General features: G+C 54.2%; 23 protein-coding genes. 13 read left to right on the plus strand and 10 right to left on the minus strand.

The window, feature by feature from the left end:
• Window positions 1–10 precede the first annotated feature (10 nt).
• Both parE and OGW13_RS15165 read left to right on the plus strand, forming a co-directional pair.
• Complete coding sequence (gene parE, locus OGW13_RS15160) at window positions 11–1,903, plus strand: DNA topoisomerase IV subunit B (protein ID WP_042998166.1); 1,893 nt, start codon at window positions 11–13, stop codon at window positions 1,901–1,903.
• Between the two features lie 176 nt (window positions 1,904–2,079).
• Window positions 2,080–3,264, plus strand: a complete 1,185-nt coding sequence (locus OGW13_RS15165) for an aminotransferase-like domain-containing protein (RefSeq protein WP_109739825.1) — start codon at window positions 2,080–2,082, stop codon at window positions 3,262–3,264.
• Window positions 3,265–3,318: 54 nt separating this feature from the next.
• Here OGW13_RS15165 and OGW13_RS15170 read toward each other — a convergent pair whose 3' ends face one another.
• The 4 genes from OGW13_RS15170 to qseB form a co-directional block, all read right to left on the minus strand.
• Window positions 3,319–3,633: a putative quinol monooxygenase gene (locus OGW13_RS15170; protein WP_042998164.1), complete on the minus strand. Its 315-nt coding sequence runs from the start codon at window positions 3,631–3,633 to the stop codon at window positions 3,319–3,321.
• 30 nt (window positions 3,634–3,663) lie between these two features.
• Complete coding sequence (locus tag OGW13_RS15175) at window positions 3,664–4,245, minus strand: NAD(P)H-dependent oxidoreductase (RefSeq protein WP_044329019.1); 582 nt, start codon at window positions 4,243–4,245, stop codon at window positions 3,664–3,666.
• 106 nt (window positions 4,246–4,351) lie between these two features.
• Window positions 4,352–5,701, minus strand: a complete 1,350-nt coding sequence (gene qseC, locus OGW13_RS15180) for a quorum sensing histidine kinase QseC (RefSeq protein WP_044255737.1) — start codon at window positions 5,699–5,701, stop codon at window positions 4,352–4,354.
• Complete coding sequence (gene qseB / locus OGW13_RS15185; protein ID WP_044265600.1) at window positions 5,692–6,357, minus strand: quorum sensing response regulator transcription factor QseB; 666 nt, start codon at window positions 6,355–6,357, stop codon at window positions 5,692–5,694. The genes qseC and qseB overlap by 10 nt, the downstream gene beginning before the upstream one ends.
• 151 nt (window positions 6,358–6,508) lie before the next feature.
• On the opposite strand from qseB, the gene OGW13_RS15190 reads away from it, so the two are divergent.
• The 5 genes from OGW13_RS15190 to OGW13_RS15210 all read left to right on the plus strand — a co-directional run bounded on the left by OGW13_RS15190 (window position 6,509) and on the right by OGW13_RS15210 (window position 14,122).
• Entirely contained in the window at window positions 6,509–6,901 is a 393-nt protein-coding gene (locus tag OGW13_RS15190; RefSeq protein WP_042324346.1) for a YgiW/YdeI family stress tolerance OB fold protein, read from the plus strand.
• Window positions 6,902–7,031: 130 nt separating this feature from the next.
• Entirely contained in the window at window positions 7,032–9,290 is a 2,259-nt protein-coding gene (gene parC / locus OGW13_RS15195; RefSeq protein ID WP_061070588.1) for a DNA topoisomerase IV subunit A, read from the plus strand.
• Window positions 9,291–9,568: 278 nt separating this feature from the next.
• Entirely contained in the window at window positions 9,569–10,306 is a 738-nt protein-coding gene (gene plsC, locus OGW13_RS15200) for a 1-acylglycerol-3-phosphate O-acyltransferase (protein ID WP_042998159.1), read from the plus strand.
• 122 nt (window positions 10,307–10,428) lie between these two features.
• Window positions 10,429–11,841, plus strand: a complete 1,413-nt coding sequence (gene ftsP / locus OGW13_RS15205) for a cell division protein FtsP (protein WP_042998158.1) — start codon at window positions 10,429–10,431, stop codon at window positions 11,839–11,841.
• 109 nt (window positions 11,842–11,950) lie between these two features.
• Window positions 11,951–14,122, plus strand: a complete 2,172-nt coding sequence (locus OGW13_RS15210; RefSeq protein ID WP_044265606.1) for a YgiQ family radical SAM protein — start codon at window positions 11,951–11,953, stop codon at window positions 14,120–14,122.
• A gap of 47 nt (window positions 14,123–14,169) precedes the next feature.
• Here OGW13_RS15210 and dkgA read toward each other — a convergent pair whose 3' ends face one another.
• Complete coding sequence (dkgA, locus tag OGW13_RS15215) at window positions 14,170–14,997, minus strand: 2,5-didehydrogluconate reductase DkgA (protein ID WP_042998156.1); 828 nt, start codon at window positions 14,995–14,997, stop codon at window positions 14,170–14,172.
• Window positions 14,998–15,101: 104 nt separating this feature from the next.
• Window positions 15,102–16,265 carry an alcohol dehydrogenase gene (gene yqhD, locus OGW13_RS15220; protein ID WP_156595654.1) on the minus strand — a complete coding sequence of 388 codons (1,164 nt, stop codon included), beginning with the start codon at window positions 16,263–16,265 and terminating at the stop codon, window positions 15,102–15,104.
• A 49-nt stretch (window positions 16,266–16,314) separates the two neighbouring features.
• Between yqhD and OGW13_RS15225 the strand changes: the two genes are divergently transcribed.
• Together OGW13_RS15225 and OGW13_RS15230 are read left to right on the plus strand one after the other, a co-directional pair.
• Window positions 16,315–16,443: a hypothetical protein gene (locus tag OGW13_RS15225; RefSeq protein WP_099433653.1), complete on the plus strand. Its 129-nt coding sequence runs from the start codon at window positions 16,315–16,317 to the stop codon at window positions 16,441–16,443.
• A 14-nt stretch (window positions 16,444–16,457) separates the two neighbouring features.
• Window positions 16,458–17,357: an AraC family transcriptional regulator gene (locus OGW13_RS15230; RefSeq protein ID WP_287116254.1), complete on the plus strand. Its 900-nt coding sequence runs from the start codon at window positions 16,458–16,460 to the stop codon at window positions 17,355–17,357.
• A gap of 51 nt (window positions 17,358–17,408) precedes the next feature.
• Here OGW13_RS15230 and yghB read toward each other — a convergent pair whose 3' ends face one another.
• On the minus strand, window positions 17,409–18,068 hold the full coding sequence (gene yghB, locus OGW13_RS15235; protein WP_042998153.1) for a DedA family general envelope maintenance protein YghB: 660 nt from the start codon (window positions 18,066–18,068) through the stop codon (window positions 17,409–17,411).
• 139 nt (window positions 18,069–18,207) lie between these two features.
• On the minus strand, window positions 18,208–19,395 hold the full coding sequence (gene metC / locus OGW13_RS15240; protein ID WP_287116255.1) for a cystathionine beta-lyase: 1,188 nt from the start codon (window positions 19,393–19,395) through the stop codon (window positions 18,208–18,210).
• Between the two features lie 249 nt (window positions 19,396–19,644).
• Here metC and exbB point away from each other — a divergent pair, with 249 nt between their 5' ends.
• Complete coding sequence (exbB, locus tag OGW13_RS15245) at window positions 19,645–20,379, plus strand: tol-pal system-associated acyl-CoA thioesterase (RefSeq protein WP_042998151.1); 735 nt, start codon at window positions 19,645–19,647, stop codon at window positions 20,377–20,379.
• Between the two features lie 6 nt (window positions 20,380–20,385).
• Window positions 20,386–20,811 (plus strand): TonB system transport protein ExbD, encoded by a 426-nt coding sequence (gene exbD / locus OGW13_RS15250; protein ID WP_042324207.1) that lies wholly within the window; start codon window positions 20,386–20,388, stop codon window positions 20,809–20,811.
• 63 nt (window positions 20,812–20,874) lie between these two features.
• Here the strand turns inward: exbD and OGW13_RS15255 are convergent, their stop codons facing one another.
• Both OGW13_RS15255 and OGW13_RS15260 read right to left on the minus strand, forming a co-directional pair.
• Complete coding sequence (locus tag OGW13_RS15255; RefSeq protein ID WP_287116261.1) at window positions 20,875–21,306, minus strand: cytoplasmic protein; 432 nt, start codon at window positions 21,304–21,306, stop codon at window positions 20,875–20,877.
• A complete protein-coding gene (locus tag OGW13_RS15260; RefSeq protein WP_042998150.1) occupies window positions 21,306–21,713 on the minus strand; it encodes a hypothetical protein in 408 nt (135 codons plus the stop codon). Before OGW13_RS15260 ends, OGW13_RS15255 begins: the two co-directional genes overlap by 1 nt.
• 98 nt (window positions 21,714–21,811) lie before the next feature.
• Here OGW13_RS15260 and OGW13_RS15265 point away from each other — a divergent pair, with 98 nt between their 5' ends.
• Together OGW13_RS15265 and OGW13_RS15270 are read left to right on the plus strand one after the other, a co-directional pair.
• The gene (locus OGW13_RS15265; RefSeq protein WP_042998149.1) at window positions 21,812–22,315 is read left to right on the plus strand and encodes an ESA_00282 family adhesion-associated protein; all 504 of its coding nucleotides are present in this window, start codon (window positions 21,812–21,814) and stop codon (window positions 22,313–22,315) included.
• Window positions 22,316–22,386: 71 nt separating this feature from the next.
• On the plus strand, window positions 22,387–22,881 hold the full coding sequence (locus tag OGW13_RS15270; protein WP_042998148.1) for a TIGR00645 family protein: 495 nt from the start codon (window positions 22,387–22,389) through the stop codon (window positions 22,879–22,881).
• The last annotated feature ends 30 nt before the right edge of the window (window positions 22,882–22,911 follow it).

The following is a 22,911-nucleotide window of genomic DNA, read 5'->3' on the forward strand; positions in this document are numbered from 1 at the left end:
TATTAAAACCATGACGCAAACTTATAACGCTGATGCCATTGAGGTACTCACTGGGCTTGAGCCGGTACGCCGTCGCCCAGGGATGTATACCGATACGACCCGCCCTAACCATCTTGGGCAGGAAGTGATTGATAACAGTGTCGATGAAGCACTGGCGGGCCACGCGAAACGCGTGGATGTGATTTTACATGCCGATCAATCTCTGGAAGTTATCGACGACGGTCGCGGCATGCCCGTGGACATTCACCCGGAAGAGGGCGTTCCGGCGGTTGAACTGATCCTCTGTCGGCTGCACGCGGGCGGCAAGTTCTCGAACAAGAACTATCAGTTCTCCGGCGGCCTGCACGGCGTAGGGATCTCCGTGGTCAACGCTCTGTCGAAGCGCGTGGAAGTGAACGTGCGTCGTGATGGTCAGGTGTATAACATTGCGTTTGAGAACGGCGACAAGGTTCAGGATTTGCAGGTTGTTGGCACCTGCGGCAAGCGTAATACCGGCACCAGCGTCCATTTCTGGCCTGACGAAACCTTTTTCGACAGCCCGCGTTTTTCTGTCTCGCGCTTAACGCACGTGCTGAAAGCCAAAGCTGTGCTGTGCCCTGGCGTTGAAATCACCTTTAAAGATGAAGTTAATAACAGCGAACAGCGCTGGTGCTATCAGGATGGCCTGAACGATTATCTGCGCGAAGCGGTAAACGGCCTGCCGACGCTGCCGGAAAAACCGTTCATCGGCAATTTTTCCGGTGACACGGAAACGGTCGACTGGGCGCTGCTGTGGTTGCCGGAAGGCGGCGAACTGCTGACCGAAAGCTACGTGAACCTGATCCCGACCATGCAGGGCGGGACGCACGTCAATGGTCTGCGTCAGGGGCTGCTCGACGCGATGCGTGAGTTCTGCGAATACCGCAACATTCTGCCGCGCGGCGTGAAGCTCTCAGCGGAAGATATCTGGGATCGCTGCGCCTACGTGCTGTCGGTGAAAATGCAGGATCCACAGTTTGCCGGACAGACCAAAGAACGTTTGTCGTCGCGTCAGTGTGCAGCGTTCGTCTCTGGTGTGGTGAAAGATGCCTTCAGCCTGTGGCTGAACCAGAACGTCCAGTCAGCCGAGCAGTTAGCGGAGATGGTGATCTCCAGCGCTCAGCGCCGACTGCGCGCGGCGAAAAAAGTGGTGCGTAAAAAGCTGACCAGCGGTCCGGCGCTGCCGGGAAAACTGGCGGACTGTACCGCGCAGGATCTGAATCGTACCGAACTGTTCCTGGTGGAAGGGGACTCGGCGGGCGGCTCCGCCAAGCAGGCGCGCGATCGTGAATATCAGGCGATCATGCCGCTGAAGGGTAAGATCCTGAACACCTGGGAAGTCTCTTCTGATGAAGTACTGGCCTCACAGGAAGTGCACGATATTTCTGTCGCGATCGGCATCGATCCGGACAGCGACGATCTGAGCCAGTTACGTTACGGTAAGATCTGTATCCTGGCGGATGCGGACTCCGATGGTCTGCACATCGCCACGCTACTGTGCGCGCTGTTTGTGAAGCATTTCCGCACGCTGGTGAAACATGGACACGTCTACGTCGCGCTACCGCCGTTGTACCGAATTGACCTCGGCAAAGAGGTTTATTACGCGCTGACGGAAGAAGAGAAAGCGGGCGTACTGGAACAGTTGAAGCGCAAGAAAGGCAAGCCAAACGTACAGCGCTTTAAAGGACTGGGTGAAATGAACCCGATGCAGTTGCGTGAAACCACGCTGGATCCCAACACGCGTCGTCTGGTCCAGCTCGTCATTGATGATGAGGACGATCAGCGCACTAACGCCATGATGGATATGCTGCTGGCGAAGAAACGCTCTGAAGATCGCCGTAACTGGTTGCAGGAAAAAGGCGACCTCGCAGATATCGACGGGTAATTATACGTTTCATTGTTAATAAAAAGGGTAAGCCATGATGGCTTACCCTTTTGCTTTCAGGATATCTGATTGATCTTGCCAGAGAGGTCTATTAGGCTCAATCGAGGCGAGAACGCGGATTGACGTTATGGCACTGACCGGGGATGGACGCCAAAAATACATAATAAGGAAACAGGATGAACAACACACATCTGTCTAAGAGCGTCGATGCCCTTAAACCCTCCGCTATCAGGGAATTACTCAAACATAGCAAAATGCCTGGCGTGATATCGCTGGGCGGCGGCATTCCCAGCCCGGAACTGTTTGATAATACAGGGCTGGAAATGGCCACGCGTAACATGATGGAAAACCAGTTTCTGGATGCGTTCCAGTATGGTCTGAGTGAAGGTTTTCCGCCTCTGCGGGAAGCGATCGCTCAGTTGTGTCAGAAGCGAGGCATTCAGACTGCGTCCGACGCCATTCTGGTGACCAATGGGTCCCAGCAGTCGCTGGATATTCTGGTGAGAACGCTGATCAATCCGGGCGACAAAGTGGTCGTCGAACGTCCGACCTATCTTGCCGCCTTGCAGGTGCTGCAACTGTCTCAGGCGGATATTCTGTCTGTCGGTACCGATAAAGACGGCATGATCGTAGACGATCTGGAAGTTTTGCTGCAGAACAACACGATCAAGTTTGTGTACATCGTGCCGACGTTCGGTAACCCCGGTGGCGTGGTTCTTAGTGATTCCCGTCGTCAGAAGTTGGTTCAACTGGCGAAACAGCATGACTTTGCCATCATCGAAGACGATCCCTACGGTGAAATCAATTTCACCGGCGAGACCTATAAAACGCTGTTCCAGCATGCCCGAGAGAGCGGATGCCCTGAGCAGGTGATTTATACCTCGACTTTTTCCAAGATTCTGGCTCCAGGCCTGCGTGTGGGTTGGGTGGTACTGCCGGAATGGATCAGACAAAAAGCGACCATCGTTAAACAGGCGACCGATCTGCATACCAGCGCGCATTCGCAGGCAATGGCCGCCAGCTATTTGACGTTAGGCCGTCTGGACGATCAAATTCAGCTCATTCGTCAGGCGTACCGTGAGAAGTGCTATTTGCTGGCGGACGCGATTCGCAGTGAACTGGGCGAGCATATCTCATTCCATATGCCGCAGGGTGGGATGTTCCTGTGGGGGACGTTCCGTGATGATTTTGATACCACGGCATGGCTTTCCCGCACACTGCAGGAAAAAGTGGTATTCGTACCGGGAGAGTTCTTCTTCTGTGATAAGCCGGACAAACGGACGCTACGGATGTCTTTTGCGACACCAACGGCGGATGAGCTTGAAGAAGCGGTACGGAGATTGAAAAAAGCGTTGCCCTGAGGTCGCTGTTGCCGGGTCTGACACTAATGGCTGACCCGGCGCAACGCGGTATGTTTAAATACCGGATTCCAGAATACGAATATTCATCTCCAGCACATCGCCCTTAACGGCTTCGCTGTAGGCTTTCATATGCGGGGTTTGCAGGTGCGCTTCAAGATGCGCGATGCTTTCCCACTGCTCAATCATCACGATTGAATCAGGCGCCATGGTCTGAAAACTCACGTTTGCCGCATGATCTACCATCGGCGCGTAGCCGTGGCAGCCTTCTTCTTTCAGTACGGTTGGAACAATTTTCGCAAACTGATCGAGGACGGCCTGACGGTGATGTTGTCCCGGACGGGTGCGGATTTCAGCAATAACTGTAAGCATGGTTAACTCCTTCTAATTCCAGGTTACCAGTTAACCAAAAATCGCCTGCAGATGCTCGCGATATTCTGCAACAGAACGTGGTACATCCGGCATTTTAATGACGTCATTGGTAATAAAGGTCGGCAGCGCTTCCATTCCAAGGAATTGATTCGCCTTATGGAACGGCAGATAAACGCCATCAACGCCCACGCCGTGGAAAAACTGATCTTTATCGGTGAAGGCTTCCATCGGTGCGTTCCAGGTCAGAGAAAGCATGTATTTTTTCCCCTGAATCAGACCGCCGGAGCCGTATTTCTTCGAAGCATCTGAGCGGGTACGACCATCGCTGGCATACAGTGTGCCGTGGCCTTCGGTGAACACGTCATCAATGTATTTTTTCACGGTCCACGGCGCACCCATCCACCAGCCTGGCATTTGCCAGATAACCACGTCCGCCCAGACGAAGTTCTGCACTTCTTCTTTCACGTCGTAATCGCTGTCAGCGCGGACGATTTTGACGCTATGCCCGAGGTCGCGCAGAGTGCCGTCGGCGACTTCAGTCAGGGTGTCGTTCAATTGGCCGTTGGAGTGTGCGAATTTTTTCGCGCCGTTGATAATCAGGATGTTGCTCATTATTAATCCTCTGAAATGCGTTTGAGGCTAATTTTACGTCAACAGCCGGTAGGGTGAAATTAGCAAAATGTGCAAAGTCTTTTGCATCTGGTGCAATAATCGACGATTACCACTTCACTGTCGCGATAAAACCCCCGTCTGGCGCATTGTCAAACGACACTGTCATTGTGTGCAGGGCTGCAATGCGACGGACAATCGACAGGCCCAGTCCGCTGCCGGTAACCTGCTGTCCGGGCGGGCGATAAAAGCGTTCGCCAATGTGAGGCAAGACTTCTGCCGTGACGCCGGGGCCGTTGTCTCTGACCGTAAACTGCCGGGCGTCAAGCGTGACATCCACCTCGCTACCTTTGGGGCTGTAGCGGATGGCGTTATCCAGCAGATTGCGCACCAGCAAACTGAGCAGTAGCGGTTGCCCGGTGTGCGTCACATTATGAGCGTTGATCTGCAAACGCACATCAATCTGCGCCTGCTGCGCGGGTTGCCAGATGTCCATTACCGCAGACTGAAGCACTTCCTCAAGAGAGAGCGTGGCGACGTCCTGCAGGTTATCCAGCGAGTCGAGACGGGAAAGCGTCAGCAACTGGTCGACCAGACGCGTGGCACGATCGATGCCCGTATGGAGTTGCATCAGCGCTTTCTCGCGTGCTTGCGGATCATCATCAGAAAGCTGCGCCACCTCCGTCTGGACTTTTAGCGCCGTTAACGGACTACGCAGTTCGTGGGCGGCGTCTGAGGTAAAGCGCCGTTCGCGCACCATCATCTTATGGGTACGGGTAAAAAGCTGGTTGAGCGATTCGACCAGCGGGCGCACTTCACTCGGGACGCCGTGTGAGCTGAGCGGCTCGCTGGATTCCGGATCGCGCAGACGCAACGCCTGCGCCAGCTTTTTAAGCGGCATGAGCTCCCGATGCAGCAGCATAATCAACAACAGCAGCATCAGCGGCAGGGCGATAAGCCAGGGAATCAGTTGCGCCGTCACAATCGCCAGCGCCATATCTTCACGGTATTCCCACTCCTGACCGACCACGATGCGGTACTTACCATCGGAGGAAGTCAGCCAGATAAAACGCCATTTATCGTCATCGCCATTTAACTTGCCGTCATCAAAGCCTTCCCGGCGGTAGCTATAGGGGATGTTCTGACCATTATCGCCGTCGTGCAGCACCATCTTGCCGTCCGTGGTGTAGACGGCAAAGGTCAGCGCATCATCATCAACATGACCGTGTTTGAATTTCTTTGGCGTATGCGCCATCCGTTCGGTGGCGTGCAGTTCATTGATATCGAGCGTAACCAGGCGTTTGGCGAAGAGCATCAGCTGGGTATCAAACAGTTCATCGACGTTATCCGTTGTTTTTTTCCAGGCGACAAAACTCGATGCCGCCCAGGTAATGGCTGACAGAATCAGAAAAATGAGGGTAAGCCTGACGCGCAGGCTGAGTCGCTGGGTCACGATGATACCTCGCCAAGCGTATAGCCGATGCCGTGAACGGTGCGAATGAAATCGCTGCCCAGTTTGCGCCGCAGATGGTGGACGTGCACTTCAACGGCATTGCTGGTGACCTCTTCGTCCCAGTTATACAGCTTCTCTTCAATGAGCTTGCGCGGCAGCACGCGACCTTTATTACGCATCAGCAATTCCAGAAGCGCGAACTCTTTTGGCTTGAGTATCAATGGCTCACCCGCCAGCGTCGCGACCCGATCGCCGGGACGTAAGCTCACTCGCCCATGGCGTAATTCACTGCTGGCCTGACCGCTGGCGCGACGCATCAGCGCCTCCAGTCTGGCGGCGACTTCTATCAGTGCAAAGGGTTTACACAGATAATCATCGGCCCCGAGTCGAAGCCCTTCGACGCGTTCGGCCAGCGCATCGCGTGCGGTGAGGATCAGCACCGGCTCGCGCTTTCCCTGTTCGCGCCAGTCGCGCAGAATATCGCGCCCGTCCATTCCCGGCAGCGTGAGATCGAGGATCACCGCGTCGTAAGGCGCGCTGTAGAGCGCTTCTTTTCCCTGACGACCTTCGGTAAACCAGTCGACGCTAAAGCCCATTTTACTCAGCCCGGTTTTAATGCCGTCACCAATCAACGCATCATCTTCAACCAGTAAAATTCGCATATTTTCATCCCTGCACCCGCTGTGATAAAGGCAAGTAAACCGCGATGTTGCACGTGATGTACAGCAAAAAAGAGACTTTTTTTGCCTTAAGAACTTGTTAAGGATTACCGTATTTAATGGATGTGAAATGACATCAAAGGGAGAAATGATCATGAAAAAACTGGCTGCAATTGTTGCCGTCATGGCGCTCTGCTCCGCACCGGTTCTGGCCGCGCAGCAGGGTGGTTTTTCTGGCCCGTCCGCGACGCAAACGCAGAGCGGCGGCTTCCAGGGGCCTAACGGTAGTAGCACGACGGTAGAAAGTGCGAAATCCTTGCGTGATGACACCTGGGTGACGCTGCGCGGCAACATCGTTGAACGTATTTCCGATGACCTCTATCTGTTTAAAGATGCGACAGGCACCATCAATGTCGATATCGACCACAAACGCTGGAATGGCGTGACGGTTACCCCGCAGGATACCGTTGAAATTCAGGGTGAAGTGGATAAAGACTGGAATTCCGTTGAAATTGACGTGAAGCAAATCAGTAAAGTCAGCAAATAATCCCTGTCAGGGCCGCGTTCGCGGCCCTTTTCTTTGTGACTCAACGCGTCAGATAAGGTAGTATCTGCGGCAATATTGCCTGAAAAGATACCGGGTATCTGGCGGGCTTACAGTTGAGGAATCACGATTAATGAGCGATATGGCAGAGCGCCTTGCGCTGCATGAATTCACGGAAAACGCCTATCTGAATTACTCCATGTACGTCATCATGGACAGGGCGTTGCCGTTTATTGGTGATGGTCTGAAACCCGTTCAGCGCCGCATCGTCTATGCGATGTCAGAGCTGGGGCTGAATGCCAGCGCCAAATTTAAAAAATCCGCCCGTACCGTCGGCGACGTGTTGGGTAAATACCACCCGCACGGAGACAGCGCCTGCTATGAGGCCATGGTGCTGATGGCGCAGCCGTTCTCTTACCGTTATCCGCTGGTTGATGGCCAGGGGAACTGGGGGGCGCCGGACGATCCGAAATCCTTCGCGGCGATGCGTTATACCGAATCCCGCCTGTCCAGATACGCCGAACTGCTGCTGAGTGAACTCGGCCAGGGAACCGCTGACTGGGTGCCAAACTTCGACGGAACAATGCAGGAGCCGAAAATGCTGCCTGCGCGTCTGCCGAACATCCTGCTTAACGGTACAACCGGTATCGCGGTCGGCATGGCGACCGATATTCCGCCGCACAACCTGCGTGAAGTGGCAAAAGCCGCGATCACCCTGATTGAGCAGCCGAAAACCACGCTGGACGAGGTGCTGGATATTGTCCACGGCCCGGACTACCCGACCGAAGCGGAAATCATTACCCCGCGCGCCGAGATTCGTAAAATTTATGAAAACGGGCGCGGCTCTGTGCGCATGCGCGCGGTGTGGAAGAAAGAAGACGGCGCGGTGGTAATTACCGCGCTGCCGCACCAGGTTTCCGGCGCGCGCGTGCTGGAGCAAATCGCCGCCCAGATGCGCAATAAAAAGCTGCCGATGGTAGACGATTTGCGCGATGAGTCAGACCACGAAAACCCGACCCGTCTGGTGGTGGTGCCGCGTTCCAATCGCGTGGACATGGAACAGGTGATGAACCACCTGTTTGCCACCACCGATCTGGAAAAGAGCTATCGCATTAACCTTAATATGATCGGTCTTGACGGGCGTCCGGCGGTGAAAAACCTGCTGGAGATCCTCACCGAATGGCTGGCGTTCCGTCGCGATACCGTGCGTCGTCGCCTGAACTATCGCCTCGAGAAAGTCCTCAAACGCCTGCATATCCTGGAAGGTTTGCTGGTGGCGTTTCTCAATATTGACGAAGTCATTGAGATCATCCGTACGGAAGATGAGCCGAAACCCGCGCTGATGTCGCGTTTTGGTATTACCGAAACGCAGGCCGAAGCGATCCTCGAACTGAAATTGCGTCATCTCGCCAAACTGGAAGAGATGAAGATTCGCGGTGAGCAGGATGAACTGGCGAAAGAACGCGATCAGCTACAGGCGATCCTCGCGTCTGAACGCAAAATGAATACCCTGCTGAAGAAAGAGCTGCAGGCCGATGCCGACGCCTATGGTGACGATCGTCGTTCACCGCTTCGCGAGCGCGAAGAAGCGAAAGCAATGAGCGAACACGACATGCTGCCGTCTGAGCCTGTGACGATCGTGTTGTCGCAGATGGGCTGGGTGCGTAGCGCCAAAGGTCATGACATCGACGCACAGGGACTGAACTACAAAGCGGGCGACAGCTTTAAATCCGCTGTGAAAGGGAAGAGCAACCAGCCAGTGGTGTTTATCGATACCACCGGACGTAGTTATGCCATTGATCCGATCACGCTGCCGTCGGCGCGCGGTCAGGGCGAACCGTTGACCGGCAAACTGACGCTGCCGCCAGGCGCGACCGTTGAGCACATGCTGATGGAAGGCGATGAGCAGAAACTGCTGATGGCATCCGATGCGGGTTACGGTTTTGTCTGTACGTTCAACGATCTGGTGGCGCGCAACCGTGCCGGTAAGACACTCATCACGCTGCCGGAAAACGCCCGCGTGATGCCGCCGGTGGTGATTGAAGATGAAACGGATATGCTGCTGGCGATAACGACGGCCGGACGTATGCTGATGTTCCCGGTCAGCGATCTGCCGCAGTTGTCGAAAGGCAAAGGGAATAAGATCATCAACATTCCGTCTGCGGATGCGGCGCGTGGTGACGATGCGCTGGCGCTACTGTATGTTCTGCCGCCGCAAAGTACGCTGACGATTCACGTCGGGAAACGCAAAATCAAGCTGCGCCCTGAGGAATTGCAGAAAGTGACCGGCGAGCGCGGCCGTCGCGGGACGTTGATGCGCGGTTTGCAACGCATCGATCGCATCGACATTGATTCGCCGCGTCGTGCCAGCAGTGGCGACAGCGAAGAGTAAAATGCTGTTAAACGCCTGAAGGCATAAGTAGGCCTGATAAGAGGCAACGCGCCGCCATCAGGCAACACTATCGTGCCGGATGGCGGCGTTAATACCTTATCCGGCCTGCGGTTGTAACGATACCGCCAGGCCGGATGACAGTAAAATTTCCCGTAAAACCGTTGTTTATTCGTGAGTCGCGATTAACAATACAGTTTTCCAGAGAGCCACATTAACAATACCCTAACCTGATAGCAGGTGACGTAGAATCCCGGGCTCTTAGGCCTTCAGAGGTTGTTATGCTATTTATTTTTCGACTTATTATTACCGTTATCTATTCCATTCTGGTTTGTGTTTTCGGTTCTCTTTACTGCCTGCTCAGCCCGCGTAACCCAAAACACGTCGCGACCTTCGGGCATATGTTTGGTCGCCTGGCGCCGCTGTTCGGCCTGAAGGTAGAGTGCCGTAAACCCGCGGATGCGGAAAGCTACGGCAACGCTATCTATATCGCTAACCATCAGAATAACTACGATATGGTGACCGCCGCGAATATCGTGCAGCCGCCCACCGTGACCGTCGGGAAGAAGAGCCTGTTGTGGATCCCGTTTTTTGGTCAGCTTTACTGGCTGACAGGGAACCTGCTGATCGACCGTAATAACCGCGCAAAAGCGCACGGCACGATTGCTGAAGTGGTGAATCATTTTAAAAAGCGTCGTATCTCCATCTGGATGTTTCCGGAAGGCACCCGCAGCCGGGGTCGTGGCCTGCTGCCGTTTAAAACCGGGGCGTTTCATGCCGCGATTGCGGCCGGCGTCCCGATTATTCCGGTGTGCGTTTCCAATACCTCGAATAAAATTAATCTGAATCGCCTGAAGAATGGTCTGGTGATTGTGGAGATGCTGCCGCCGGTGGATATCAGTCAGTATGGCAAAGATCAGGTTCGTGAACTGGCCGCGCACTGCCGCTCGTTGATGGAACAAAAGATCGCTGAACTGGATAAAGAAGTCGCCGAGCGCGAAGCCGCCGGAAAAGTGTGATTCAGCGATAAATGCTTACTCATTCGTGCTGCAAGCCAACGCGCATGCAGCCTGGAGTATGACGAGTTTTTGCAGGAAACGAGTTCCTGCCCGTAATTTAGCCAGTTTTACATGGAGCTTATATGTCACTCAGTCGGCGTCAGTTCATTCAGGCATCGGGGATCGCGCTGTGCGCAGGTGCCGTTCCGCTGAGGGCCCATGCTGCCGGTCAGCAACAGCCGCTGCCCGTTCCGCCGCTACTGGAGTCCCGCCGGGGCCAGCCGCTGTTTATGACGCTGCAGCGTTCGCACTGGTCCTTTACCCAGGGCACGCGAGCGCCGGTCTGGGGGATTAACGGGCGTTATCTCGGGCCGACGATCCGCGTCTGGAAAGGGGATGACGTTAAGCTGATCTACAGTAACCGTCTGGCAGAAAACGTCTCGATGACTATCGCCGGTCTCCAGGTGCCGGGTCCGCTGATGGGCGGTCCGGCGCGCATGATGTCGCCAAACGCGGACTGGGCGCCGGTACTGCCCATCCGTCAGAACGCCGCCACGCTGTGGTACCACGCCAATACGCCGAACCGTACCGCGCAGCAGGTTTATAATGGCCTGGCCGGGATGTGGCTGGTTGAAGATGAGGTCAGTAAATCGCTGCCGATCCCCAACCATTACGGTGTCGATGACTTCCCGATTATTATTCAGGACAAGCGGCTGGATAACTTCGGCACGCCGGAATACAGCGAGCCTGGCAGCGGCGGTTTTGTCGGCGATACGCTGTTGGTCAACGGCGTCCAAAGCCCTTACGTGGAAGTGTCCCGCGGCTGGGTGCGTCTACGTTTGCTGAATGCCTCTAACTCCCGTCGTTATCAGTTGCAGATGAGCGACGGTCGCGCGCTGCATGTTATCTCCGGCGACCAGGGCTTTTTGCCGGCACCGGTGTCGGTAAAACAGTTGTCGCTGGCACCCGGCGAGCGCCGCGAAATTCTGGTTGATATGACCAATGGCGATGAAGTGTCGATTACCTGTGGTGAGGCAGCGAGCATTGTCGACCGGATCCGGGGGTTCTTTGAACCGTCGAGCATTCTGGTGTCCACGCTGGTGTTAACGCTGCGCCCAACCGGTCTGTTGCCACTGGTGACCGACAGCCTGCCGATGCGTCTGCTGCCGACCGAGATCATGAGCGGTACGCCAATTCGCAGTCGCGACATCAGTCTGGGCGACGATCCAGGCATCAACGGCCAGTTATGGGACGTCAACCGCATTGATATCACTGCGCAGCAGGGTTCCTGGGAGCGCTGGACGGTGCGGGCCGATATGCCGCAGTCATTCCATATTGAAGGGGTGTCGTTCCTCGTGCGTAACGTCAACGGCGCGATGCCATTCCCGGAAGATCGTGGCTGGAAAGATACCGTCTGGGTGGATGGGCAGGTAGAGCTGCTGGTTTACTACGGACAGCCGTCCTGGGCGCATTTCCCGTTTTACTTCCACAGCCAGACGCTGGAAATGGCGGACCGTGGTTCAATCGGTCAGATTCTGGTGAATCCGGCGGCGTAATCCTCCTCTCTCTCGCGACGATGCGAGAGAGATTATCCTTCGATTTCTCATTCGTTCCGGCATATAATCGCCGGCCTTTGATTATTTTTTTACCATTTTTGGAAGCACTATGAGCGCAATATCCCTGATCCAGCCAGACAGAGATCTCTTCTCCTGGCCTCAGTACTGGGCGGCCTGTTTTGGTCCCGCTCCTTTTTTGCCGATGTCACGCGACGAAATGGATCAACTTGGCTGGGATAGCTGCGACATTATTCTGGTAACCGGCGACGCCTATGTCGATCACCCGAGTTTTGGTATGGCGATTTGTGGTCGAATGCTGGAAGCACAGGGCTTCCGTGTCGGCATCATTGCGCAGCCGGACTGGAACAGCAAAGACGACTTTATGCGTCTGGGCAAACCGAACCTGTTCTTTGGCGTAACCGCTGGCAACATGGACTCGATGATCAACCGCTACACTGCCGATCGCCGCCTGCGCCATGACGATGCCTACACGCCGGATAACGTCGCGGGCAAGCGCCCGGACCGCGCCACGCTGGTCTATACCCAGCGCTGTAAAGAGGCGTGGAAAGATGTGCCGGTGATCCTCGGTGGTATTGAAGCGAGCCTGCGTCGTACCGCGCATTACGATTACTGGTCTGATACTGTGCGCCGTTCCGTGCTGGTGGATTCAAAAGCCGACATGTTGATGTTTGGCAACGGCGAGCGTCCGCTGGTGGAAGTGGCGCACCGACTGGCGATGGGTGAAACCATCGATCAGATCCGCGATGTGCGTAACACGGCGATTATGGTGAAAGAAGCGCTGCCTGGCTGGAGCGGTGTCGATTCCACGCGTCTGGATACGCCGGGGAAAATCGATCCGATCCCGCATCCGTATGGTGAAGATTTGCCGTGCGCCGACAACAAACCGGTTTCCCCGAAAAAGCAGGAAGCGAAAGCTATTACCGTGCAGCCCGCGCGTCCGAAACCGTGGGAAAAAACCTACGTTCTGCTGCCGTCCTTTGAAAAAGTGAAGGGCGACAAAGTGCTGTATGCGCACGCTTCGCGGATCCTGCACCATGAAACCAACCCAGGCTGTGCGCGTGCGCTGATGCAAAAGCATGGCGATCGCTACATCTGGATCAACCCGCCGGCGATCCCACTCTCTACTGAAGAGATGGACAGCGTTTTTGCCCTGCCATATAAGCGCGTGCCACACCCGGCATACGGCAACAGCCGCATCCCGGCCTACGAGATGATCCGTTTCTCGATCAACATCATGCGCGGCTGTTTCGGTGGTTGCTCGTTCTGTTCGATCACCGAACACGAAGGACGCATTATTCAGAGCCGTTCTGAAGATTCAATCATCAATGAGATTGAAGCGATCCGCGATACCGTGCCGGGTTTTACCGGCGTGATCTCCGATCTCGGCGGACCGACGGCCAACATGTATATGCTGCGCTGTAAGTCACCGCGCGCAGAACAGACCTGTCGTCGTCTGTCGTGTGTTTATCCGGATATCTGTCCGCATATGGATACCAACCACGAGCCGACGATTAACCTCTATCGCCGCGCGCGCGATCTGAAAGGCATCAAGAAGATCCTGATCGCCTCCGGCGTGCGTTACGACATCGCAGTGGAAGATCCGCGCTATATCAAAGAGCTGGCGAGCCACCACGTCGGCGGTTATCTGAAGATTGCGCCGGAACATACCGAAGAAGGGCCGTTGTCGAAGATGATGAAGCCGGGTATGGGCAGCTATGACCGCTTCAAACAACTGTTCGATCTCTACTCGAAGCAGGCCGGGAAAGAGCAGTATCTGATCCCGTACTTCATCTCCGCGCATCCGGGAACGCGTGACGAGGATATGGTGAATCTGGCGCTGTGGTTGAAGAAACATCGCTTCCGTCTCGATCAGGTGCAGAACTTCTATCCGTCGCCGCTGGCCAACTCGACCACCATGTATTACACCGGCAAAAACCCGCTGGGTAAGATTGGCTATAAGAGTGAAGATGTGGTGGTGCCGAAGGGAGATAAGCAGCGTCGTCTGCATAAAGCGCTGCTGCGTTACCACGATCCGGCTAACTGGCCGATGATCCGTCAGGCGCTGGAAGAGATGGGGAAAAAGCATCTGATTGGCGGACGCCGTGAGTGCCTGGTACCGGCGCCAACGCTGGAAGAGATGCGCGAAGCGCGCCGTCAGAACCGTAACACCCGTCCGGCGCTGACCAAACACACGCCGGTGGCGCATCAGCGTCAGACGCCAGCCGCCAATAAAAAGCGTACCAAAGTCGCCGGGCGATAATGGGGTTGCCCGGTGGTAAACACCGGGCTTATTAAAAGAGAAGGGAATTAGCCGCCGAACTGATCCGGATCGGGCCCCAGGCGCTTGCCCTGATCGAGCTTCGCAATCTCACCAAGTTCGTCTTTGTCGAGTCGGAAATCCCAGACGTCGAAGTTCTCGGCGATACGCGATGGCGTGACGGATTTCGGGATCACGACCAGACCGTTATCCAGATGCCAGCGAATGACAATCTGCGCCGGTGTTTTACCGTATTTATCCGCCAGATCACGAATGATTTTTTGATCGAAAACGCCTTCGCCGCCCTGTGCCAGCGGACTCCAGGATTCCGTCTGGATTTTGTGCGTCGCATTCCACGCGTGTAGCTGGCGCTGTTGCATCAGCGGATGCAGTTCGATCTGGTTAATCACCGGCGTAACGCCCGTTTCGTCAATCAGGCGCTGGAGGTGGTTGACCTGGAAATTACACACACCGATGCTCTTAATCAGCCCCTCTTTTTGCAGATCGATCATGCCTTGCCAGGCGGAAACATAGTGATCGATTGCCGGAACCGGCCAGTGCATCAGATACAGGTCGAGATAATCTAACTGGAGTTTTTCCAGACTCTCCATCAACGCGTCGCGGGGGCGTTTCTGATCGTCATTCCATAGCTTGGTGGTGATGAACAACTCATCGCGGGGGAGACCTGCGCTGGCTAACGCTTTGCCGACGCCGTCTTCATTTTTGTAGGCGGCGGCGGTATCTATGGACCGATAGCCGACTTCCAGTGCTTTATGAATGGCGGAGACGACCTCGTCGTTACCGGCTTTCCATACGCCTAACCCCAGTTGGGGCATTACATTGCCATCCTGAAGCTTAATTACGGTTTGGTTTGCCATTTTTCCTCCTTCATGTGCTCATCACCGGAGGGGGACTCCGGTGATGTAAGGTGACTTAAGTCTGGACGAAATGCCCAAAAACGAAAGTCAGAGGTGAAAAAAGCTTAGCGCGCTGCCTCGTAAATGCGGCGGCTGACATCCAGGGTAATGTCTTTATGCTCACCCAGTTGCGTCATGCCGTGCTCTTCCAGTTTCGCCAGCAGAGCCGGGATTGAACTGCCGTCAAGGCCATAGCCAGACAGGCGAGTCGGGACGCCCAGTTGCTCGAAGAAATTACGGGTGGCTGCAATCGCGGCATCGATACGCTCATCTTCAGAACCGTCGGTGATGTTCCACACGCGCTCTGCATATTGCAGCAGTTTTTCGCGTTTGGTATCGCGTTTTTCATTCCACAGTGCGGGCAGAACGACCGCCAGCGTCTGAGCGTGATCCAGACCGTGCATCGCTGTTAGTTCATGGCCCAACATATGGGTTGCCCAGTCCTGCGGCACGCCTGCGCCAATCAGGCCGTTCAGCGCCTGGGTGGCTGCCCACATAACGTTCGCACGTACATCGTAGTTTTCCGGGTCTTTTAGCGCTTTCGGGCCATCTTCCACCAGCGTCAGCAGAATGCCCTCCGCGAAGCGATCCTGAATTTTGGCATCAACCGGATATGTGACGTACTGTTCAACGGTATGCACAAACGCATCAACCACACCGTTCGCCACCTGACGTGGCGGAAGGGTGTAGGTATAAACCGGATCCAGTACCGCAAAGACCGGCTGCACATGGGCAGAATGGAAGGCCTGTTTGTCGCCGGTGGTTTTACGTGAGATAACCGCGCCTTTGTTGGATTCAGAACCAGTCGCCGGCAGCGTCAGCACAGAACCCATCGGGATTGCGCTTTTGATATCGCTACCGCTGGTTTGCAGGATATGCCACGGGTCAACGCCATCCGCATAGTGGGCGGCAGCAGCGATGAATTTGGTGCCATCAAGAACAGAACCCCCGCCGACGGCCAGCAGGAAGGTAATGTTCTCTTCACGGGCGATGTTGACTGCGTCCATCAGCGTTTCATACGACGGGTTAGGCTCAATGCCGCCAAATTCGCGCACGTCCAGGCCTTTCAGCGCCTCCTGGACCTGCGCCAGTACGCCCGTCTTTTTCACGCTGCCGCCGCCGTAGGTGATCAGCACGCGTGCGTCTTGTGGGATTTGTGCGCGCAGTTCAGCGATTGCGCCTTTACCAAACAGAATGCGGGTCGGGGTATGCAGATTAAAGTTATTCATTGCTCGTTCCCTTATGTGGGTAAAAAAAGAGGGCAGGAGGGTCTGCCGGATGGAGAACATTGTGGTCGTGCGCGGCTATCCTCTCAATGCTCATTTCTGCCAATGTCTTGCCCATTTCTCCAGGGCGCTGGAGAAAAGCGATAAATTTGCGCACAATCAAGGCGTCGTCATCCGTTGAGAAAATAACCCGTTATGAACCGCGAAGAGATCTGTTTACTGCTGACAGATAAAGTTAAGAAATTGAAAAACAATGAACATAAGCTCAATGAGCTGCTGCCGGACATCCGTCTGCTGTACGGTACTGAACCGGGTTTACGGACACCCGTGATGTACGACCCCGGCATCATATTTCTCTTTTCCGGTCATAAAATCGGTTACATCAATGAGCGGGTTTTCCGTTATGACGCCAATGAATACCTGCTGCTGACCGTACCTTTACCCTTCGAATGTGAAACCTATGCGACTCCGGACGTACCGCTCGCCGGATTTCGCATCAATGTCGATATCCTGCAATTGCAGGAACTGCTGATGGACATTGGCGAAGACGAACACTTTCAGCCGTCGATGGCGGCAAGTGGGATCAACTCCGCCACGCTCTCAGAAGAGATCCTCTGCGCGGCGGAACGTCTGCTCGACGTCATGGAGCGACCGCTGGACGCACGGATCCTCGGTAAACAGATTATCCGTGAAATCCTCTATCACGTTCTGACCGGGCCACGCGGCGGCGCGCTGCTGGCGCTGGTGAGTCGCCAGACCCATTTCAGCCTGATTAGTCGCGTGCTCAAACGCATTGAAAATAAGTACACCGAAAACCTCAACGTCGAGCAACTGGCGGCCGAAGCCAATATGAGCGTTTCTGCGTTCCATCATAATTTTAAGTCAGTGACCAGCACATCGCCGTTGCAGTATCTGAAAACCTATCGGTTACATAAAGCGCGGATGATGATAATTCACGACGGCATGAAGGCCAGCGCGGCGGCAATGCGGGTGGGTTATGAAAGCGCGTCGCAGTTTAGTCGTGAATTTAAGCGCTATTTCGGGGTGACGCCGGGGGAAGATGCGGCGCGGATCCGCACTATGCAGGGGAGTTAACGTTATTGTGAGTCAGCCGGATGAACGACGTGTCATCCGGCTGGATTCAGGTCAGGCGCTGCAGTATTTCTTCTTAATCACCACCACCACCGTGCCGATCAACCCCGCCGCCAGCAGAAAAATGGGCAGGATCATCAGGAAGGTCATGACCTGATCTTCATGGCGCTTCACAAACGGGATCATGCTAAGTGCGTAGCCAAAGCTGGTGACCACGCCGACCCACAGCAGCCCGCTCAGCCAGTTGAAAAACTGGAAGCGACGGTTAGAGAGCCCGGAAATCCCCGCCATGGTTGGCAGCAGTGTGCGCACGAACGCCAGAAAACGGCCTGCCAACAGCGCCAGCAGACCGTGACGGTCAAACATGCAGGTCGCGCGCTGGTGGTATTTCGCCGGAAGTTGCGCCAGCCAGCCTTTTACCGTTCGCGTATTGCCCAGCCAGCGTCCCTGAATATAACTGAGCCAACAGCCGAGGCTGGCCGCTGTCGTCAGGATCAGCAGGGTAGGAACAAAGCTCATGACGCCTTGCGCGACCAATGCGCCTGCTAAGAGCAGCAGACTATCGCCGGGCAAAAATGAGGCCGGTAACAGGCCATTCTCTAAAAACAGCGTGGCAAACATCACAAAGTAGACGACGCTAACAACATGTGGGTCCGCCAGCGCGGCAAAATCATGTTGCCAGAGCGCAGCGATAATATCTTGAATGACAGCCATGGACTTTCCTGTGGAACAGCGTTTACGCCTTAATAATCCTATTGTACTCCTGAACGGACCCGGATGACTTGATCCCGGGCGCAACAAATGCAGACAATTTCGTTCGACGTGTCTGCATAGATGTCCATTGGCGTCAATTTTACACGAGGCGGGAAAATCCGGCGGCTAAATCTGCAATCAGATCGTCAACATTCTCTAAACCAATGTGGAGACGAATCAGTGTGCCGCTGAAATCCACACCCCCTTCCGGGCGAATTTCTGCAATCTGTTCAGGCTGATTGGCCAGAATCAGCGACTCAAAACCGCCCCACGAATAGGCCATGCTGAAGAGGCTGAAGTGATCCAGATAAGCGGACAGCTCGTCATTATTGAGCTTTTTATTCAGCACAAACGAGAACAAGCCGCTGCTCCCCGTAAAGTCACGTTTCCAGAATTCGTGTCCTTTACTGCCTGGTAACGCCGGATGATTGACCCGCGCGACCTGCGGATGGGCTGCCAGCCATTCGGCAATTTTCAGACTGCTTTCATGATGCTGGCGCAGACGCACGCCCAGGGTGCGCAGCCCGCGGCTGGTCATATAGGCCGTATCGGCATCGACCATTTGTCCCATCAGATAGGCATTCTCGCGCAGTTGATCCCAACAGCGGGCGTTCGAAACGGCGGTGCCGACCATGGCATCCGAGTGACCAATCAGGTACTTGGTCCCGGCCTGAATCGAAATATCAACGCCGAAGTCGAGGGCTTTAAACAATATGCCCGCCGCCCAGGTGTTATCGATCATAATGATGGCGTCCGGCACAACGCGTCTGACAGCGGCGACAATTGCCGGGACATCGTGAACTTCCATGGTCACGGAACCCGGAGACTCGAGGAAAACGACTTTGGTGTTGGGCTGAAGATGCTTAACTATGTCAGCGCCAACCAGCGGATCGAACCAGCCAGTGGTCACACCCAGTTTGCCGAGGATTTTGGTGCAGAAATCCTGGCTCGGCTCATAGGCCGTATTGGTCATCAGCACGTGATCGCCCTGTTCGACAAAAGCCAGAATCGTATTGGCGACGGCCGCCGCGCCGCAGGGGAAGAGCGCACAGCCGGCGCCGCCTTCGAGTTCACACATCGCTTCCTGCAGCGAGAAATGGGTTAATGTGCCGCGGCGCCCGTAAAAAAGTTCGCCGTTGGCGCGGTTGCGGGTGGCGTGCTTTTTGGCTTCGACCGTTTCAAAAACCAGCGAAGAAGCGCGCTGAATCACACTATTCACTGAGCCCAGCGTGTATTTTTTACTGCGCCCTGCGCCGACCAGTCGGGTGTCCAGTTGTTTATCTGCCATGTTGGGTTTCCTGTTTTTATACGTCTGGACGTCTAAACTATCACGAATGGAAAAATGCGCATCCCCAGGAACGGGATAAAGCACAATATTTTATCAAAATCGCCTCCCGTGACGTTTTACTGCGTAAGCGCAAGGAAAAGAAACCAAAGGTGCGGCACTATGTAAATAGTAATGAGAACGACTATCAATTCGACGTCGTTTTGATATTATTACGCTCAGAATTTGTGATTTGCGTCCTGGAGATACAGAGTGGGTAATAATTTGATGCAGACGGATCTTTCCGTCTGGGGTATGTATCAGCACGCCGATATCGTGGTTAAGTGCGTGATGATTGGTCTGATTCTGGCGTCAGTGGTCACCTGGGCTATCTTCTTCAGTAAGAGCGTTGAGTTCTTCTCCCTGAAGCGTCGGCTTAAACGCGAACAGCAGCTGTTGGCGGACGCCCGCTCTCTGGATCAGGCAAGCGATATCGCAGCAAACTTTGGCGCCAAAAGCTTAAGCACCCAATTGCTCAATGAAGCGCAGAACGAACTGGAACTGTCTCAGGGCAGTGAAGACAACGAAGGCATTAAAGAGCGTACCGGTTTTCGTCTGGAGCGTCGCGTTGCGGCAGCGGGACGTCAGATGGGGCGCGGAAATGGCTACCTGGCGACCATCGGGGCGATTTCGCCATTTGTCGGTCTCTTCGGTACGGTCTGGGGTATCATGAACAGTTTCATCGGGATTGCACAAACGCAGACCACTAACCTCGCCGTCGTCGCCCCCGGTATTGCTGAAGCGCTGCTGGCGACAGCCATCGGTTTGGTTGCGGCCATTCCTGCGGTGGTTATCTATAACATCTTTGCCCGTCAGATTGGCGGTCTTAAAGCGATGCTGGGCGATGTAGCGGCACAGGTGCTGTTACTGCAAAGCCGCGACCTGGATCTGGATGCAAGCGCATCTGCCCGTCCGGTGCGTACCGCGCAGAAATTACGTGTAGGGTAATGTTTCATGGCAATGCGTCTTAATGAAAATCTGGACGATAACGGTGAAATGCATGAAATCAACGTGACGCCGTTTATCGACGTTATGCTGGTACTGCTGATCATCTTTATGGTGGCTGCGCCGCTGGCGACAGTGGATGTGAAGGTCAATCTGCCCGCGTCCTCCAGTACGCCGCAACCGCGTCCGGAAAAACCGGTTTATCTGTCGGTCAAAGCGGACAACAGCATGTTCATTGGTAACGATCCGGTGACGGACGAGACCATGGTGGCAGAACTGAACGCGCTGACCGAAGGGAAGAAAGACACCACGATCTTCTTCCGTGCGGATAAAACCGTCGACTATGAAACCCTGATGAAGGTGATGGACACGCTGCATCAGGCTGGTTATCTGAAGATCGGTCTGGTCGGCGAAGAGGTCGCGAAAGCGAAATAATCGTTGTCGCCATGGGCACAATGAAAGAAAGGCCGGGTACGGCGTTATCGCTACCCGGCTTTTTTATTGCCCATCGCGCCGGGTTTGCACCTGACGTTCATTGAGCGCAACGGTAGTGATGGTATTCGTGCGGGTGTTTCCTTCGGCCAGTTTGCGCGTCAGTCGCAGCGTGGCGGTCTCACGAGCCAGCAAATGCTGCCAGGTGCTCTCCAGTCGCGCCATGATTTTGTCACCCAGCGCCGGGTTCTGTTTGATAATGGCGTTGATCGCCGCGCCATAAATCTCTTCCTTCACCTGAAGCGCGTATATTTCCCGCCGGTTTTGCCATTTCAGACGAACCAGCGCCGCAGGAATAGAAGTCACTTCTTGCGCCACGCTTTCGAGGACCGCATTTTTATTGGCGATGAGTGCGGCAAGATTCTGCTTTAAGATAAATTGATCGCTTTTATTCTCATCTAAAGCCAAATAGACATTGTTATCTTCAACATCTTTAATCATTGTTCGTCGTCCAGAGAATAGAAAAGGGGTGAGTCTTTCTCCCGGGTAATTAAGTTAAGCCAAATTTCGTTGCCGTTTTCATTTATATGCGTGGTCATTTCAGTGATTATTTTACTTAAGGTCTGGGCATCGATATCGCCTTCAGCCTGTAACGCATTAATAACCCGAGCGAAAGTCTCAATTTTCGCTACCCGCTCAAGACGTTCTTTAAAATGACGGTCACGTTCTTCGAGTAGGATATTTTTAGATTGCCCGGTGGCGGTTGTGCTAATTAAGATATCGGCCTCATAATCACTGAGGGTTGTTTTTCCCTGAGTAAAATTATCATTATTTTCTACTGTTTCTTCCGTCTGACCTGACGCTGACAGATGAAAACGCGGTGGGACAAGGTGCTCAGGCAGCATGTCACAATATCCTTTAATATCAAATGTATAGTTATTTGGCAGGTCGCGTTGACAATAACATGGGGTAATTTTAGAATCAAAAAAAATGGAGTCATTCTATGAACAGTATTTTTTATTCTGTCATTACCTTGCTATTGTTGACCGGCGGCGTGCTTTTATTAATGCGCGAGTTTAATAAACCGCGCAACGCTGAAGAACTGCCCTCTGAGACTCAATCAATACCGCTGACTAAAGAAGAGGGGGAGGACCATTTCTCCGCGCTGATGAATGCTATTACACCGGTATGGTACTGGCGCGTCAATCACGAATATATTGATTTCCTTCACGCAACAATAAAACGCATGACGATGGCGCAATTGAATGACACGCCAGGACTGTTTGACGCCCAGCGACGCTGCAGCGATCTCAATTCAGCGGTGTATAAATACTACGACACGATAAAAAAACGCTGTCTCAACGGCGAAAAAGTTCCCCATTCCGATCTCGATGTGCTGAACTTACGCCAGTGCTTCCGGGAGTTTAGCGTCGAGGCGTATCCATCGCTGGTGGCGCTGGTGTGGCCCGAGTATCAGCGCCCGTGGATCAATCCCGACGAAGTTTAAGGAGGATGTTGATCTGATGTTGCGCAATTGGGATATACTGTCGCCCGGTTTTTGCAACATCACAGGAATTTATGGAACGCTTTCTCGAAAACGTTATGTATGCGTCTCGCTGGCTGCTGGCCCCGGTCTACTTTGGTTTGTCGCTGGCGTTGGTTGCGCTGGCGCTAAAATTCTTTCAGGAAATTTTTCATGTTCTGCCCAATGTCTTTTCGATGGCAGAAGCTGACCTGATTCTGGTGCTGCTGTCCCTGGTGGATATGACGCTGGTCGGGGGACTGCTGGTAATGGTGATGTTTTCCGGCTATGAGAATTTCGTCTCGCAACTCGATATCGCTGAGGGACGGGAAAAACTGAACTGGCTGGGGAAGATGGATGCGACCTCACTGAAAAACAAAGTTGCGGCCTCGATTGTTGCTATCTCTTCCATTCATCTGTTGCGTGTATTTATGGATGCGAAAAACGTGCCGGATAACAAGCTGATGTGGTACGTCATTATCCATCTCACTTTCGTCTTGTCGGCGTTTTTGATGGGCTGCCTCGACCGGTTAAACCGCCATAAGCACTGACAGCACAGGCCGGGCAGCCCTTAACGCTAC

It is taken from the genome of Citrobacter sp. Ca225 (assembly GCF_030337175.1).
Classification (GTDB): domain Bacteria; phylum Pseudomonadota; class Gammaproteobacteria; order Enterobacterales; family Enterobacteriaceae; genus Citrobacter_A; species Citrobacter_A amalonaticus.